The following is a 17,270-nucleotide window of genomic DNA, read 5'->3' as shown; positions in this document are numbered from 1 at the left end:
TCCCCTCTCTCCCGCTGCTGAACTACCCCTGCCCCTCTTGCTCAGGGGGGAGATCAGCATGCGGGTCCCAATACGAAGAGGCGTGAAGTCCAAGGCAGTGATTGCGCTTGCGGCCTGCGTGCTGCTGGCATGTGGCGCGGACACTCCGTTTTCCGAGAGTGTGCCGCCACCCGAGCTTTCAGAGGAGGCATCATCAGAGGCGGCATCGTCGTTGACGCCGAGCGACAGTTCGACGTCGAGCGACAGTCCCAGCTCCACCTGCCAGCGCACGGTGAAGGCGGACGTGGTGGCTCTGGATCAAGTCTTCACCTACAACCGCTTCGGAGCCTTCAACCCCATCGGGATGGTCTATGCCCTGCGCCGAGACGTAGTGGCCATCGAGGGGAACGTCCCCAGCCCGGGCAATGCCAGGCTGCGCGACGGCAAGCGGCCTCGTCCCTTGGTGCTCCGGGTGAACAAGGGAGATTGCCTGAAGGTGACCTTCACCAACTGGCTGGCGCCCGACCGCGGCCAGATTCCGGAGCCTCCGGAGGAACCTTTGGATGAGCCCTCGGATGACCCCCGAAACGACGCACCGGCGACGCGCACGGCCGGACTGCACGTGCAGGGGCTGCAGTACCTCAACATCGACGCGGATGCCGCCCGCGTGGGGCTCAACGGCGAGAGCTTGGCGGAGCCCGGCCAGACGCGCGAGTACCGGCTCTTCGCTGAGCGAGAGGGCACATTTCTGTTCCGAAGCATGGCGCACCTGCTGGGCGGAGAGGGGGACAATGCGGCCCTCGCTGCGGGCTTCTTCGGAGCGGTCCATGTGGAGCCCAAAGGCTCCCGCTGGTTCCGCTCGCAGGTGACGGCTGAAGAACTCCAGGCCGCCACCAAGGGGCGCAACAGCGACGGCACTCCGCGCATCAACTACTCGGCCAGAGATGGGCAGGGCGTTCCCATCCTGGAGATCCTGGGTGACGACAACGAAATCGTCCATGGAGACCTCTACGCCATCGTCGCGGGTTACAAGGACACGGAGCTGGGGACGCCCACCTCGCAGAACGTGGGCGTCTTTCGCGAGTTCACCGCCGTCTTCCACGATGAAATCAAGGTGGTGCAGGCCTTCCCTGAGCTCGAGGAGGACCCGACGTTGAGGTCGATCCGGGACGGCTTTGCCATCAACTATGGAGCGGATGCATTGGGTCCGCGTCTGTTGGCGAACCGTGCGCGTGTTGGCCCCAGCGCGAAGTGCTTCGAGTGCAAGTTCGAGGAGTTCTTCCTCTCCTCCTGGCCTAACGGAGACCCGGCGCTGAACCTGGAGCGAGACGGGGACGGCAAGGCGGAGAGGGCCCTGTTCCCGGAGGACCCGTCCAACGTGCACCACGCCTACCTGGGAGATCCGGTGCGCATCCGCAACATGCATGCGGGTCCCAAGGAGGCGCATATCTTCCACCTGCACGCGCACCAGTGGCTGCACTCACCGCGGGACGACGAGTCCACCTACCTGGACTCGCAGACCATCAGCCCCGGAAGCACCTTCATCTACGACATCAACTTTGGGGGAGGAGGTAACCGCAACCTCACGGTGGGAGATGCCATCTTCCACTGCCACTTCTATCCCCACTTCGCCCAGGGCATGTGGTCGCTGTGGCGCAACCACGACGTCTTCGAGGCGGGCACGCCGGACAGAAACCTGCCTGACGGGGAGCTGGCACAAGGCGTTCCCACTCCAGCGTTGGTTCCCCTGCCGGGGCGGCCCATGCCGCCCATGCCCACGTACAAGCCCACGCAGGTGGCGCTGGCCAACGGCGACAACGTCAAGAGGCCCGCTTTTCCGGGGTACCCTTTCTACATCGCGGGGGTAGCGGGTCGGCGCGCCGCCCAACCTCCGCTGGACCTGGAGGTCAACGGTGGGCTGCCTCGGCACCTGGTAGTGAACGTCCCCCAGGGCGGCGTCGTCCTGGGCGAAAGCGGTGAGTTTGACGTGCGCCTGGAGGAGGTGGACCTCAAGCTGTTGCCCGACCAGGGGACGCCAGCGGAGCGGGCGGCCATGGACTTCCATGCCGGGGACTTCGAAGGGGGAGAGAACAAGAGGACGCTCTACGGCTTCCCCGCAGCGGCGTACCCGGCATTCACGCCGGAGGGCAAGAAGGCCTCCTTCTTCGTCAATGGCCAGCCGCCGAAGCCGGGAGCCCCGTACGCGGACCCCTGCCCCAAGGGCACCAAGGAGCGCGACTACCGTGTGGCCTTCGTTCAGTTGGACATGGTGGTGAACCGCGCGGGCTGGCACGACCCCCAGGCGCGCATCCTCGTCCTGAACAACGATGTGCAGGCCACCTTGAGCGGCGAGCGTCCCCCTGAGCCGCTCGTCATACGCGCCAACTCGGGCGAGTGCGTGGTGTCCCATGGCACCAACCTCATCCCGGACGTCCTCGAAGAGGACGCGTTCCAGATCTTCACGCCCACCGACACGGTGGGCCAGCACATCCACCTGGTGAAGTTCGACGTCACCAGCTCCGATGGGGCGGCCAACGGCTGGAACTACGAGGACGGCACCTTTGCCGCCCAGGAAGTGCAGATGCGCATCGCGGCGGCGAACGCGCGGGGAGGAGCCTTCAAGGCCGATGGGACGACCCAGCCTGGGGGCCCACGCCAGAAGCTGACCGCGCGGCCGCACCCCCTGCTTCCCTTTGCGCCCCTGGGCACACAGACGACGGTGCAGCGCTGGTGGGCAGACCCCATCGTCGACGATGACGGAAACGACCGCACCGTCCGGACAGTCTTCACCCACGACCACTTCTCGCCTTCTTCCCACCAGCAACATGGCTTGTACGCCTCGCTGGCTGTTGAGCCGAAGGGGAGCCGGTGGCGAGATCCGGAGACGGGGGCGCAGTTGGGTACGCGCGATGATGGCGGCCCCACCCAAGGGAACGCGGACATCCTCACCCCCAACCGGGAGAACAGCTTCCGGGAGTTCTCACTTGCTGTCGCGGACTTCGCCCTCGTCTTCGATGCCCGGGGAGAGCCGGTGAACATCCAGGGCAACGAGCTCCAGCCACTGCCTCGGGCCATCGCCAACCCGGAGAATCCGCCCCCGCTGGCCATCGCCGAAGAAGACCCTGGCACCATGTTGGTTTCCTACCGCAATGAGCCCATCCCTTTGCGCATTGCCCAGGAGGTGGACGGGGTGTTCGTGCAGAAGGCGGGCCCTGCCGGGGACATGGCCAACGTGTTCCGCTCGGAGATCCACGGCGACCCATTCACCCCGCTGCTGCGCGCCTACGGAGGCGACAGGATTCTCATCCGACTGATCGAGGGGGCACACGAGGAGATGCACTCGCTCTCCATCAATGGGGTGAGGTGGCTGCACGAGCCGTCGGACACGAACAGCGGCTTCTCCAACGCCCAGGCGTTCGGCATCTCGGAGCACTTCGAGTTCGAGAACCGCCTGCCGCCCGTGCAGGGAGGCCCCACCGCCGACTACCTCTATAACAGCGCCCCTGCGGACGACTTGTGGAACGGGGTGTGGGGCCTCATCCGGACCTACCGAGACACTCAGCCCGACCTGCAGGAGCTGCCGGGAAACCCCATTCACAGCCGGAAGAATGTCGGGCACCCCACGTGTCCCGACAACGCGCCTTTGCGCCGCTACACCGTGTACGCGCTGACCGCGCGGGACAACCTGCCCGGAGGCAGGCTGGTGTACAACGAGCGCTTCCGCATCTTCGATCCGGACGCGATCCTCTATGTGCTCGCCGAGCATGTGGACGACGTCATCCGTGGCAAGCGCCGCCCGGAGCCGCTCATCCTGAGGGCCGCCGCAGGGGATTGCATCGAGGTCAAGCTCATCAACGCCCTGCCCGAAGTGATGCCCAAGACGCCGCACTGGAACTTCCTGCCGGTCATCACGGACGGCTTCAACGTCAATCAAGTGGCGTCGTCCAACCACGCCTCGCTGCACCCACAACTGGTGGACTTCAACGTGCGCGAGGGTGACTCGGCCAACGTGGGACTCAACCCGGTGCAGACGGTGGCTCCAGGCAACGTGGGCGTTTTCCGGTGGTACGCGGGGCGCTGGAAGCTGGAGGACGACGCGTTCATCACCTCTCCCGTGCTGCTGGCCTCGCTGGAGGGCATGACCCCCGCGCCCGAGAACACCCACAGCCGATTCGAGCCGATACCCGTGGAGTACGGAGCCATCAACCTTCGGGACATGGCGGACGTGGTGAACCACGGAACGCAGAGCGCGCTGGGAGCGCTCATCATCGAGCCCCGAGGGGCCACTTGGAAGACGGACTCAGGGACGCACGCCCAAGCCACCGTCTCCTACCGGGACAAGGACGGCAAGCAGCGCAAGTTCCGGGAGTTCGTGCTGCTCTACCAGGACGAGCTGGGCCTGCACTCGGACGACCCGCGCTTCCAGTGTGAAGATGCCGGACTCCAGTGTGGCACCGCCCTGCTGCCCTATGACGCCGCGGATGATGCGGAGGACTCGGGCCATAAGGCATTCAACCTCCGCACCGAGCCTCTGTGGGCCCGGCTCGGCTTGCGGCCTGAGAATGCCTTGGACGAGGCGAATGACTTGCAACAGGCGGACCTGCTGAGCTCGAAGGACTTTGGGGATCCGGCGACTCCCATCTTCACCGCCAACTCGGGCGATCAGGTGCGCTTCCGGGTGTTGCAGGCCTCCGGGCATCCGCGCAGTCACGCCTTCACGCTCCACGGCCACGAGTGGCAGCACGAGCCCTGGGTGGATGGCTCGACCCGGATTGGTGACAAGGAGGATTCGAACATCGTCGGCACGCAGGGAGGGCACGCGCCCATGCGGCATTGGAACGTGGTGCCGCAGAATGGAGCGGGCGGGAAGTTCCGGGTGGAAGGCGACTACCTCTACCAGGACCAGCCCAGCGCCCTCTTCCCCGACGGCATGTGGGGCATCTTCCGGGTGGAGTGAGACCCAAAGGTGCACCTCTCGACGCCGCACCGGACTGTGGCCGCATGGCCCTTTCGGTGCGGCTGAAGAGAATGCGCAGCCCATCACGCCGGGACCGAGGGGGCCCGGCTTCCAATGATCAAATTGAAATGGGCAGTCGCAGGGGGGCTCTACGTTGGCCTGGGCCTCCTGATCTGGCTCCTGGTTACACAGGGGAGACCACTTCCTTCGTCTCGCGCAGCCGTCGTGGAGGGCTCAGTCGCCGCGACCCCCGCGCCCGAGTCGCCCTCCCAGGTGCTCGAGCGGGAGGACGTGCGAATCGCATTCTCCCTGCGGCCCCTGGCTTCGGGGGGCGAGGTGAAAGCGGGGGCGGATGCCTGGGCTTCCTTCACCTTGACGGACCCGCGCACGGGGGAGCCGCTGGCCGGTCAGCGCCCTCTGGCGTGGATGACGCCACGTGCCGGTGAGCAGGCCCCAGATGAAAAGGGTTGCAAGACGCTCGTGAGCGAATTCCTGGGCGGGCTTCTGTCCAGGAAAGCCGACGTGGACATGAACGGCTACATGGCGGTGACGCTGAACGAAGACAATACGCTGTCGGTCATCAATCCCCAGTTGGCCTTCAGCCGGACGAAGCTTTTCAGCCTCATCTCCCTGACCGGTGCCCCGGCGGACTGGGTGCTCCACCCCAGCAAGGAGAGTCTCTTCCTCTCCCTGCCCGGAGCGAACCGCGTCGCGGTGGTGGACACCGTCCGCTTCCGCTTGCGAGGCACTGTCCCGGTGGGGAAGGGCCCCACGCGCCTGGCCCTCTCCCCCGACGGCGGACTGCTCGCCGTGGGCAATGACGGGGAGGGCTCCGTCAGCCTCCTGGATGCGAAGAGCCAGGAGGTGCTGCGGACCCTTCCCGTGGGGCCCGGGCCTCAGGAGCTGGTCTTCGCAGAGGAGGGGCGAATGCTCTGGGTGAGCGGGAGGGGAGGGGAGGTCCTCTCCGGCGTGGACGTGGATCGGCTCGAGGTGGTGGAGCGCTTGGAGGTAGGCCAGGGAGTGACTTCCCTGGCGGTGAGTGACTCGGCTCGCGCGGTATACGCCGCCATTCCCTCCCGTGGCGAGGTGGTGGTGGTGGACAGCGCCGGGCGCAAGGTGGCCCAGCGGATCAGCCTTGGCGAGGGCGTGGAGCGCGTGGCGTTGGACCCGAGCGGGCGCTGGCTGTTCGCCCTCCACCGCGACACGGGGAAGGTCTCCGTGGTGGACACGGCCACGGGACAGCCGCGCCACGTCTTCGAAGGACTCGTGTCCCCCGACTTCGTCACCTTCACTCCCCAGTTCGCCTACGTGCGGGACGCGGGCGACAAGCGGCTGCTGCTCATCCAACGCGAGAGCCTGGCCAAGCCGGGGGAGCCCGTGACGCTGAGGATCCCCTTTGCCCAGACACTTCCGGGGAAGGGGGACGAAGCGGAGGGCGCCGCGCCCGTTGTGCCTACGCCCGATGGCCAGGGCGTGCTCATCGCCTCTCCCGAGGATCGCGCTCTCTTCTTCTTCCAGGAGGGAATGATGGCCCCTTCGGGGAGCCACCTCAATTACGGCCGGCGGCCTCGCGCCGTCATGGTGGTGGACCGCTCCCTCTCCGAGGTGAAGCCCGGGGTGTATGCCTCGGCGGTGAAGCCGAGCCAGGAGGGCGTGTACGAGGTGCCTCTGCTGCTCGACAGCCCGCGCAGGGCCGTCTGCTTCGAATATCGGGTGGCGCCGGGCGCCACTGCGCAGGCGCGCGTGCCGAAGGTGGAGTTCACCGCGCTGTTCGACGCGGACAAACGGCTGCACGCGGCGCAGACCACGCGATTGCACTTCCGCCTGGTGAATGCCTCGACGAAGCGGCCGTTGCGCCCACAAGAGGTGTCCGTGCTGCTCTTCAAGCCTCCCGGGGCGTGGCAGCGAGTCGTCGAGCCGCAAGCAGTCGAGGACGGTGGGCTGGAGGTGAGCTTCACCCCACCTTCGCCAGGCCAATACCAGATGCTCGTGGGGACCCGTACGCCGGCCAGCCCCCTGGGCAAGCTGCCCCCGTTGACGCTCCGGGTAGGGCCCGCCGAGGGACCTCCGCCCGCATCCCTTCATGTCCAGGAGACGCCGCCGTGATACTCGTGCTGGTCGCTGCCGCATCGCTCTGGGTTGGGACAGCGCCTCCCACCCCGGAGGCTTCGGAGCCGGTGCGCTCGGAAGAGACCCGGGGCATCCACATCCCCGATGAGACCCTGGTGGACCAGGACGGCCATCCCGTGCGGCTGGCCTCGGAACTCTCGGGCCGCCGGGCGGTGGTGGTGAACTTCCTCTTCACCACCTGCTCCACCATCTGTTCTCCCATGAGCGCCGTCTTCGCGCGGCTGCGGCGCGAGCTGGGCGAGCCGGAGGGAAAGGACGTGCTCTTCCTCTCCGTGTCGCTCGATCCTGTCAGGGACACGCCCGAGCGCTTGAAGCGCTTCGCGGAGAAGTTCGAGCCCGGGCCCCGCCCAGGGTGGAGCTTCCTGACGGGAGAGCCCGAGCGCGTCAAGCGCGTCCTGCAGGCCCTGGGAGGCTGGGTGCCCGACAAGACGTCCCACACCCCCGTCACGCTGGTGGGGAACCCAGCCACGGGGAAGTGGATCCGGCTCAACGGCATGCCCACGCCCAGCCGCCTGCGGGAGGCGCTGAGCGAGGTGGGACAGCCCCTGGAGAAAACTGCGGAGGTGCAAAGATGAAAGACTGGCTGCGTGCAGTGGTGCTTGGACTCGTGCTGGCGGCGGGAAGCAGTGGCGCGGAGGGAATGGAGCGGATGGACTCCGAGGCGGCTCGCCGCTACTTCACGGACCTCGAGGTGGTGGACCAGGAAGGCAAGGTGCACCGGTTCTATTCGGACCTGATGCAGGGCAAGACGGTGCTCATCAACTTCGCGTTCGCCTCCTGCCGAACCGCGTGCTCGCCCATCACCTCCAACCTGGCCAAGGTGCAACGACTGCTGGGGGCGCGCGTCGGCAAGGACGTGGTGATGCTCACGCTGACCGTCGATTCCGCGCGGGACACCCCGGAGCAGCTGCGGCGCTTTGCCACCCGATTCAAGGTGCAGCCGGGGTGGCTGTTCCTCACCGGTAGCCGCGAGAACATGAGCACGCTGCTCAAGAAGCTGGGCGGGTACACGGAGAAGCCGGAGGAGCACTCGCTGGTGCTGCTGCTGGGCAACGCGGTCACGGGGACCTGGACGAAGTCCATCGCCATGGAGTCGGCGGAGAGCATCGCCGAGGCTGTGCGGGTGGTGGCGGACGAGTCCAAGAGCCCCTCTCCCACCCCAGTGCAGTCGAGCCCGCCCCTCGGGGCCTCGCCCTTGTAGGGGGGATGAAAGGAGGTCGCCGTGAGCTGGGCACGCGGGTGGGTACTCCTGGGAGCCAGCCTTGCCGTTGCGATGGCCGCCGCTGTCGTGCGGCCGGCCGCCGCGCCGCGCTCTTCGCCCGAGGAGGTGCACCGGGGCAGGGCTCTCTTCCATCGAGGCGTGACTGCCTCCGGTGAACCGCTGCGCGCGCTCCTAGGGGAGGAGGGCGTGGAGTTGTCCGGGCAGGCTGCGGCGTGCGCCAACTGCCACCACTCTACAGGGAGGGGATCGCAGGAAGGCGGGGTGGCAGCCCCGGACATCACCGCGCGCAGCCTCTCTCGCGTGCGTCCGGAGGGCACGCCCGGGCGGACTGCCGGGCGCCCTGCGTACGACGTTGCCTCTCTGGCCCGGGCCATTCAACACGGCGTGGACCCTGCCGGGCGGCGGTTGAGCATTGCCATGCCCCACTTCGTGCTGTCCGAGCAGGACATGTCCGCGCTCGCATCGTACCTGAGCGTGCTGGGCGAGGAGAAAGCGCCGGGAGTGTCCGACCAGGCTTTGCGTGTGGGAGCTCTGTTGCCGCTCTCGGGCCCGCGGGCCCCCATGGGCCAGGACGTCCGGGATGTACTGCAGGCTGCCATCGCGGAGGTGAATGCGGAGGGAGGGGTGTACCGCCGCAGGTTGGAGCTGATCATTGAGGACGAGTCGGGAGCTGGCGCGGCCCAGGCCCGGCTCCTGGAAACGGGAGTCGTGGCGCTGCTGAACGGGGTTCAACCCAGGGACGGCCATGCAGAGGAGGAGAGCCCTCCCATTCTGATGGCCTTGCCGGCGACGGATGTGCCGTCCGGGGAGGCCATCTTCGCGCTGTATTCAGGGCTGAGCGTGCAAGCGCGAGTGGCCATGCAGCACGGCATGGAGGCCGACCCCAAGGCCTTGCACTGGGCCGTGGTGGCTCCGGAGGATGCCGCCGGCCGCCAGTGGTTGGCAGGGGTACGCACGGAGACGTCGCGGCGCGAGGGTGTGACGCTGCGAGAGCACCTGTACCTCGCGGACGCGCGCTCTCTGGAGTCGGTAGTGGCCGCGCTTCGCCGCGATCCTCCCTCGGCAATTCTGTTCGGAGGGACGCTCTCCGAGCTCCAGCTGCTGGTGGCGGGCCTAGGGAACTCGGCTCAACAGACGGCCATCTATGCCCCGCTCATGCTGGGGAGACCGGATGGACTTTCCATGGCGCCCGAGGTGGCACGGCGTGTGCGCTTCGTTAGCCCCGTGCCCCTGGAGGCCGCGTTGCACTCCCGAAGCCCCGAGTTTCGCTCTTTTCTCCAGAGGCACTCGCTTTCCGAACGACATTGGGTCGCACAGGTGAGCGGATACGTGTCCGTCAAGCTCTTGGTGGAAGGACTGAAGCGTGCGGGGAGTGGTGTCACCCAAGCCGGGCTGGTGGCTGCCTTGGAGTCCATGAGGGACTTCGAGACACCCCTGACGCCTCCCGTGAGCTTCGGCCCCAGCCGGCGCGTAGGCCTCCTGGGAGCCTCGCTCGTCCAGATGGACCCGGCGGCGAACCGCCTCCTGCCTCTCGCCTCGTGGAGGGAGCTGACTCCCTAAAGCAGGGGCCTTTGGGAGACGCCCTGCTTGCTGGCGAATCACTGACCAATAGCGGCACCCCAGCACGCCTTGATGCATGTGGAAGCGGTAGCGACTGTCCGGCCGCTCTTGGGCACTGCCTGCCCGCGAGCAGCTGCTGACTGCTTCAAAACCGTGGGGGGATTTCACATGAATCATCGCAGTGTCCTGGGAGCCATGGCCGCAGCCCTCGTTTGGCTGGGAGGACTGCCCGCCGGAGCGCACACCCGTACGCCATGGCAGATGCATGATGGGCCGGAGGTGACCACCGCCAATCCACAGGGCTTGGTGCGCCTGGGCTGCACCCCCCCGAGGAATGGAGACACCTGTGAGTATGGCGTGGCCTCCATCCCAGACGAGGCGGCCGCGGGGTGGGGCGCCTCGCCGGACCCGGATACCATCGGCATGTACCTGTCCTCGCGCCTCTGCCAGGTGCCGAGCGCGTGCAGGGTCTACGGCGACTTCACCTACTTCCAGACGTACGTGAACGTCTTGCCGGGGACGGTGCTGAACGAGGTCAAACTCTCCTTCACCTGGGTGGACGATGGCATCCGAGTGACGGTCTTCAACTCCGATCACCCCAACGGCATCGTTGCGACGGAGGGCTACATCTTCATCGGGGATTCGCTCGTGACGGGCAACCTGGCGGCCTACTTCAAGCCGGGAGAGCGCAACCGGCTGGTCATCACTCAAGTGGACGACTGCTGCTCCATGAGCAGTGCCGTGGGCGCGGTGCTCCGCATCAATGGGGAGATGGTGGGCCCCGCCTGCGAGGGGAGCGAAGACTGCGACGACGGTGACCTTTGCACGGCGGACGTCTGTACGGCCTTGGGGACGTGCAGCAACCCACTGCGGGTGTGTGCCGGAGGCCAGAGCTGCGCGCCGGGACCGAACCTCACCGGCGAAGGCGAGGTCTCCACGCTGACGTGCACGCCGAGCTCGAATGGCCAGCCCACGCTGGAGGTCCTCGGCAGCCTGAACATGACGCTCGAGTGTGGCCAGGACGTCTGGGGGGACCCGGGCGCGCAGGCCTGGGACTCGGCGTGCGGCCCGTTGACGGTGCACACGTTCAACTCCGGGCATGACGCCTACGGCGTGGGACCGAACACCTGCGCCGAGGGCACCTACCCGGTGCAGTACGTCGCCAGGGACGCGAATGGCTGGACCGTGAGCGCCATCCGCTCGGTGAAGGTGGAGGACACCACACCTCCCGCGTTCCGCCTCAACGGCGCCGCGCAGATGACGCACCAGTGCGGTGCCGCCTACGTGGAGCCGGGCTGGGAGGCGTGGGACGCCTGCTACGGCAACCTCACGCCCGAGGTAAGGGTGTACGGCTACCCGAATGGCTGGGTGGCGGGCCGGTACACCGTCACCTATACGCTGACGGACAGCGCCGGCAACCACGCGCCATCGCTGACGCGCACGGTGGACGTCGTCAACTGCCCCTGGTAGCGGCAGGAGGCTCGTGCCCGGTGCCGGAGCGCTGGCGCCGGGCACGCCCTCGCAGCGTCACTCCTGGAACGACACCTTCAGGCCATAGGACACGGGCTCCGCCGGTCCCAGGTGCGCCACGGTCACGTAGTAGGTCCCCGCCTGCAGTGACACCTCGAGCAGCGAGCAGAAGCCGTTTCCTCCGTCATCATCCGCGCTGAGCTCTGTCCCCTGCGCGTCCGAGAGCCGCAGCAGGGTGTCGAGCCCAAAGTCGCACATGTTGAGGCCACCCTGGACGGTCTCGAGCCGGACGGTCGCTGCGGCCTCGAGCTGCAGCGTGTACACATCCAGGTCCTGTGGGTCCTGGAAGCCGCCGGCGATCCCCGTCGAGGAGCGGGTGAGGAGCACGGACGGAGAGGAACTCGCGCGGGCATCCGCCTCAGCGAGGGTTCCGTTCGGCTCCACCTCCTCCTGCAGCCCGGGAAGCTGGCAGGTGCTGGAGCAGCCGTCCCCATCCGCCGTGTTGTTGTCATCGCAGGCCTCGGGGTAGTCGAGATACCCATCGCCGCAGGAGGGGATGCGCTCACACGTCGCGGAGCAGCCCGCGCCACCGTCGCACTCCTCGGAGCCCGTCACGACGCCATCGCCACACTGCGCGAGGATCTGGAACGAGACCGAGTAGGCGGGCAGCACCACGGAGCCGTAGGAGCTGACGCGAACGAAGTAGGTGCCCGGTGCCATCCCTTTCAGGAGCGAGGATCTCTCCGGATCCAGCAACGAGCAACTGCCGGATCCGCTGTCGTCATTGCTATCCAGGACCGTGCCGTCCGCCGACAGCAGCTCCAGGTACGTGTCGATGTCGTCGCAGCTTTTGGCGTTCTCTCCCGTGTAGCTTCCATCGAAGGTCTCGATCTCCAAGTCGGAGCGGGCGTCCAGGGTGAAGCGGAACACGTCCTCGTCGGTGCCCGGCGAGATGGAGCTGCCGATGAGGCTCGGCAGCGAGGACAGGCTCTGGGCCGTCTCCACCGTGTCGTTGCTCTCCACCTCGGAAGCCATCTCGACGCGGCAGGTGGCGGAGCATCGGTCGCCCGCCGTGGTGTTCCCGTCATCGCACTGCTCGGTCCCCTCGCGCGTGCCGTCACCGCAGAGCGCCTGGAGCTGGACCCGCAGCGTGTAGGCTGGGATGGTGGCCGTGCTGACGGAGCTGACGCGGATGTAGTAGGTGCCCGCGGGCAGGCGCATCACCTCGGAGTTGTTCTGCGGGGAGAGAGAGGAGCAGAGAGCCGTTCCGCTGTCGTCGTCCGTGGCCAACTCCGTCCCATCCTCCCTGAACAGCTCCAGGAGGGTGTCCACGTCCTTGCAGGTGCCCGCGCCACTGCCGGTGTAGGAGCCATCAAAGGTGTCGAGCCGCAGGTCGGTGATGGCCGTGACCATGAGGCGGTACACATCCACGTCGCTGTTCGAGGAGATGTCACCCCGGAGGACCACCGACCGCAGGCCCGGGACCGCCGTGGCCGTCTCGCGGGTGTCGTTGGGCTCGGCCTCCAGCCGCTGGCAGTGGCTGGGAGCGCCCTGGCAGCTCCAGCCCGTCTCGCTCGCGCAGCTCGCGCTGCAGCCATCCCCGGACGTGGTGTTGTTGTCGTCACAGGTCTCAGTGTCCCCGATGGATCCGTCGCCGCATGCGCTCACGGACTGGCACTGGCCCGCGGAGCACCGGCCCGACGGACACACCTGCCCGCACGCCCCGCAGTGGTTGGAGTCGTTCTGGAGATCCACGCACCCCCCGCTGCACACAGTCTGCCCCGTGGAGCATTGGGGCTGCGGAGTCCGGCATTGGCCTGCCTCACAGCTCTGTCCGGCGGCACACGCATTCCCACAGGTGCCGCAGTGGGCCTCGTCGCTCTGCACGTCCACGCAGGCGCCGGAACACAGATGCTGCCCCGAAGCACAGTCATTGGTGTCATGGGTGTTCCCGTCGGTCGGACCGCAGCCCGCGAGGATGACGAAGATGGCTACGGTGAACGCCCTCGCCAGAGTCCCAGGAATGCTTCTCATGTGGTGTTCCCCCTGAAATGGAGGGGGCCACAGTCCACCATGCGGCGGCGTCCGCCCATTGCCCCTGTGGGTGAGCCTCTGCGCACTCCCGTCCATTTGTGGGAGCGACCAGACGGGCCGGATCTCAGCATCTCATGATCAGCGAAACTGCCCTTGGGTCTGAGGCAGTCCCGTAGCCGCGAGTCAGTGACGATACTCCGCGCGCCCGAAGTTCGCCCCCGCGCACAGGAGTCATCCACTACATGCAAATGTCCAGGTTCTCTCTGAGGGCGCTGCTTGCCGCAGGTGTGCTGGTCACCGCCTGTGGCCAGACCTCTCCTGCAACGTTCGATGCCGCCCACCAGGAGTTCGCCCTGCCAGGTTCGGACGGCGATCTCACGCTCACGGATGGCATCACCGTGGTCAATCAATATGCCGTCCTCGCAGCGGACGCGAGCGCCGGTGCCACCCGTGTCCAGGTGACGGACATCTCCCAGCTGACATCCCCCACGTCGGGCCCGCTGGACAGTGGCGATCTCGTCTTCATCATGCAGATGCAGGGCGCCTCCATCGACACCTCGGAGGGTCCTGCGTACGGCGCAATCGCCCACCTGAATGGCGCGGGCCTCCATGAGTTCGCCGTAGTCCAGCGCGTGGAGGGCAACACGATTCACCTGGGCTGCGCCGGGCTGCGGCACGGCTACACCCCATCGGGACGGACCCAGGTGGTGCGCGTGCCTCAATACAACAACGTCACCATCGAGAACGGAGCCTTCCTCGTGGCGCGGCCCTGGGATGGGCAGAGCGGCGGCGTCGTGGTGGTGGATGTCAGCGGCACCACCACCCTGAATGGCAGCATCAACGTGAGCGGCCAGGGCTTCCGAGGGGGCGCCGTGGAGAACTTCTCGCGGACGATCCCGGCGCAGGTCACCCTCTATCGCTCGGGTGACGCCCAGGACGGCGCTGAGAAGGGCGAGAGCATCGCCGGAGATACCTCCGTCTATGACGCCCTGGGCGGACGCTATGGCCGCGGAGCTCCAGCCAACGGAGGTGGCGGTGGCAACAGCCACAACGCGGCCGGAGGAGGAGGTGCCAACGGCAACAACGGCCGGCCTTGGAGTGGACAAGGGGTGATGAGCGCCTCGGTGGTGGGTGACTCCGCGTGGCGGCTCGACCCGGGATACATCGCCAATGGGAATGCGCTGACGGACTCTTCGGGTGGTGGCCGAGGCGGGTACAGCGCCGCCTCGTTGAACCAGGATGCGCTCAAAGTGGGCCCCACCAACGCCTCGTGGGGTGGAGACCTGCGCGCGGAAGTCGGCGGCCTGGGCGGACGGCCGCTCGACAACGACGTTTCCTCCCGGCTCTTTCTCGGGGGTGGCGGTGGTGCGGGCGACGCGAACGACAGCGCGGGGAGCCCGGGCGGTAACGGGGGCGGACTCGTCTACCTCATCTCGCCCACCGTGGCGGGCAGCGGAGAAATCCAGGCCAACGGCGACAGCGCGCTGAACACCCTGGCCACGCACAACGATGCGCCGGGCGGCGGTGGCGGTGGCGGCACCGTCGTGATCCTCAGCAACAGCCTCTCGGACATCACCGTGCAGGCTCTCGGTGGCCAGGGCGGCTCCCAGGTCATCACCACCGCCGAGGCCGAGGGCCCGGGCGGCGGAGGTGGTGGCGGCTTCATCGCGGTGAGCGGCGGCACTCCGCTGACCTTCGTCAACGGAGGACTGTCGGGAACCACCTCCTCGCTGTCGCTGGCCGAGTTCCCTTCCAACGGCGCCACCTATGGCGCCGACGGCCAGCTCGTCACCGTGCCCAACCTGAGCCAGCCGTGGCTGGCGTGCGCCTCGCTCGACTTGGCGATCGCCATCACCGATGGGCAGACCTCCACCGTGCCGGGAGCCACCGTCACCTATACGGTGACTGTCACCAACATGGGCCTCGACACCGTGACGGACGCGCTTGTCTCCGTCCAGCTGCCCGTGAACGCCACCGGCGCCACGTGGACGTGCTCGGGCGAGGCGGGCGCCACCTGCCAGGATGCCAGTGGCACGGGAGGCATCGCGACGAACGTCACCGTCCCCGTGGGAGGCACCGTCACCTTCACCTTCGTCGTGGACGTGAGCCCCTCCGCCACGGGCACGGTGGACGTGACCGCCACGGTCTCGGAGTCGGGCCCGCAGCAGCAGAACTCCAACCTCGCGAACAACACCGCCACGGACATCGACACGATCGTCACACAGGAGGGGCCCATTGGTGGGACTCACCGCGTGGTCGGCAATGGCTGCAGCAGCTCGGGCAACAGCGGTCTGATGGGCGGAGCGGGGATGGTGCTAGCCCTGGTGTTCCTGTCGTGCCGGAGCCGCCCGGGGCGTGCCGTGGTCCGCTCGCGGCGCCTCCGGTCTCTGGTGGTGCTCGGAGCCGTGGGGGCGCTGACCGCCTCCGGCGCCTCATGGGCTCAGGGCACCTCGGCCGCCATCGACGTCCAGCAGTTCCGGCCCGCTCCGGGCAAGGCCGACGTGCTCGGCCTGCACAGTCCGGGAGTGCAGGGCGACAGGAACTGGCGCGCCGGGCTCTACCTCAACTACGCCCACGAGCCGCTGGTCGTCATCAACCCGGACAACTCCGCGCTGCTGCAGCACCTGGTGCGCAACCAGTTCGGCTTCGACCTGATGGGCGCCATCGGCCTGGGCGAACGCTTCGAGCTGGGCCTCGTGGCCCCTCTCAAGCTCCAGCACGGCGAGTTCAACGAGCTGCCCACCGGTAACCTGGCGCAGTCGTGGAAGGGCGGCCTGGGAGACCTCCGGCTCGTCCCCAAGGTGCTGCTTCTAGAGCGAGACACCCTTCGGCTGGGGCTCGCGGTGCCGGTGGTGTTGCCCACGGGCGGCGCCTCGGAGCTGCAGGGCCAGAAGGGGTTCGGGATGCAGCCGCGGCTCGCGGTGGACTACGCCTTCAAGGGTGGCCCCCGGCTGCTGGCCAACGTGGGCCTCAACGTGCGCAGCCGCCAGGAGCTGGCCAACCTCTCGGTGGGCCATGAGCTGAGCTATGGCGTGGGCGCCGCCATCCCCTTCGAGGTGAAGGAGCACCCGTTCACCGGTCTCGCCTCGCTGGGCGGCGCCCTGGGGCTGGGCGCCACCGGCGGAGCCAATGAGGAGGAGCGGCCGCTCGAGCTGCAGGCGGGGCTTCAGACGCGCGTGAGCAAGGGCATCGTGGCCACGTTGGGCGTGGGCAAGGGGCTCACGCTGGGCTACGGCATGCCCGTGTTCCGTGTGTTCTCCGGCTTCGCGTACACCGTGGAGCAGCCGCCCCGCCTCGTCGCGAAGGACTCGGACTCCGATAGCCTGGCCGATGGCAGCGACGCGTGCCCCTCCGAGCCCGAGGACAAGGACGGCTTCCAGGACGAAGACGGCTGCCCCGACCCCGACAACGACAGCGATGGCGTGGCCGATGCGGGCGACCTGTGCCCCACCGAGAAGGAGACCATCAACGGCGTGGAGGACACGGACGGCTGCCCGGACGAGGGCGAGAGCCAGGTCCAGGTGACCCCCCAGAAGCTCGTCATCAAGGAGAAGGTCTACTTCGCCACCAATAAGGACGTGGTGCTGGAGCGCTCGTTTCCGCTGCTGCAGCAGGTGGCCCTGGTGCTCAAGGCCAACCCACAGCTCAAGAAGGTTCGCATCGAGGGCCACACCGACGACAGGGCCGACGACGCCTTCAATATGGACCTGTCCCGGCGGCGCGCGGGCAACGTGCTCAAGTACCTCGTGAAGGAGGCGGGCATCGATACGAATCGCCTCATCTCCGAGGGCTTTGGCGAGACGCGCCCGGTGGACACCACCTTGACGGACGCGGGCCGCGAGAACAACCGCCGCGTCGAGTTCGTCATCCTCGATGCCGGGGACACGAGCACACCGAAGTGAGCCAGGAGCGGGTGCT

8 protein-coding genes are annotated in these 17,270 nt (G+C 67.5%); 7 read left to right on the top strand and 1 reads right to left on the bottom strand.

Annotated features, from left to right (window positions below):
* The first annotated feature begins 211 nt into the window (after positions 1-211).
* From DB31_RS31090 to DB31_RS31065, 6 genes are all read left to right on the top strand, one after another.
* Positions 212-4,936: a cupredoxin domain-containing protein gene (locus DB31_RS31090; protein ID WP_044194232.1), complete on the top strand. Its 4,725-nt coding sequence runs from the start codon at positions 212-214 to the stop codon at positions 4,934-4,936.
* 225 nt (positions 4,937-5,161) lie between these two features.
* Entirely contained in the window at positions 5,162-7,042 is a 1,881-nt protein-coding gene (locus tag DB31_RS49195; RefSeq protein ID WP_052420390.1) for a YncE family protein, read from the top strand.
* The gene (locus DB31_RS49765; RefSeq protein WP_169787121.1) at positions 7,039-7,641 is read left to right on the top strand and encodes an SCO family protein; all 603 of its coding nucleotides are present in this window, start codon (positions 7,039-7,041) and stop codon (positions 7,639-7,641) included. The genes DB31_RS49195 and DB31_RS49765 overlap by 4 nt, the downstream gene beginning before the upstream one ends.
* A complete protein-coding gene (locus tag DB31_RS31075) occupies positions 7,638-8,267 on the top strand; it encodes an SCO family protein (RefSeq protein WP_052420388.1) in 630 nt (209 codons plus the stop codon). The genes DB31_RS49765 and DB31_RS31075 overlap by 4 nt, the downstream gene beginning before the upstream one ends.
* A gap of 72 nt (positions 8,268-8,339) precedes the next feature.
* On the top strand, positions 8,340-9,848 hold the full coding sequence (locus tag DB31_RS31070; RefSeq protein ID WP_044194713.1) for a cytochrome c/ABC transporter substrate-binding protein: 1,509 nt from the start codon (positions 8,340-8,342) through the stop codon (positions 9,846-9,848).
* Between the two features lie 168 nt (positions 9,849-10,016).
* Positions 10,017-11,318, top strand: coding sequence for a DUF5011 domain-containing protein (locus DB31_RS31065; protein WP_044194229.1), 1,302 nt, complete (start codon positions 10,017-10,019; stop codon positions 11,316-11,318).
* Positions 11,319-11,375: 57 nt separating this feature from the next.
* Here the strand turns inward: DB31_RS31065 and DB31_RS31060 are convergent, their stop codons facing one another.
* Positions 11,376-13,352 (bottom strand): DVUA0089 family protein, encoded by a 1,977-nt coding sequence (locus tag DB31_RS31060; RefSeq protein ID WP_075306308.1) that lies wholly within the window; start codon positions 13,350-13,352, stop codon positions 11,376-11,378.
* A gap of 242 nt (positions 13,353-13,594) precedes the next feature.
* On the opposite strand from DB31_RS31060, the gene DB31_RS48190 reads away from it, so the two are divergent.
* Positions 13,595-17,254, top strand: coding sequence for an OmpA family protein (locus DB31_RS48190; RefSeq protein ID WP_157232258.1), 3,660 nt, complete (start codon positions 13,595-13,597; stop codon positions 17,252-17,254).
* Positions 17,255-17,270: the final 16 nt, after the last annotated feature.

The organism is Hyalangium minutum (assembly GCF_000737315.1).
GTDB classification, from domain to species: domain Bacteria; phylum Myxococcota; class Myxococcia; order Myxococcales; family Myxococcaceae; genus Hyalangium; species Hyalangium minutum.
The sequence above is the reverse complement of the archived record's forward strand: the minus strand, read 5'-3'. Positions and strand labels throughout refer to the sequence as shown.

Coding starts and splice junctions, on each gene's coding strand:
- DB31_RS31075 (WP_052420388.1), top strand. CDS start 7,638: ATGAAAGACTGGCTGCGTGCAGTGGTGCTTGGACTCGTGCTGGCGGCG.
- DB31_RS48190 (WP_157232258.1), top strand. CDS start 13,595: ATGCAAATGTCCAGGTTCTCTCTGAGGGCGCTGCTTGCCGCAGGTGTG.
- DB31_RS31065 (WP_044194229.1), top strand. CDS start 10,017: ATGAATCATCGCAGTGTCCTGGGAGCCATGGCCGCAGCCCTCGTTTGG.
- DB31_RS31060 (WP_075306308.1), bottom strand. CDS start 13,352: ATGAGAAGCATTCCTGGGACTCTGGCGAGGGCGTTCACCGTAGCCATC.
- DB31_RS31070 (WP_044194713.1), top strand. CDS start 8,340: ATGGCCGCCGCTGTCGTGCGGCCGGCCGCCGCGCCGCGCTCTTCGCCC.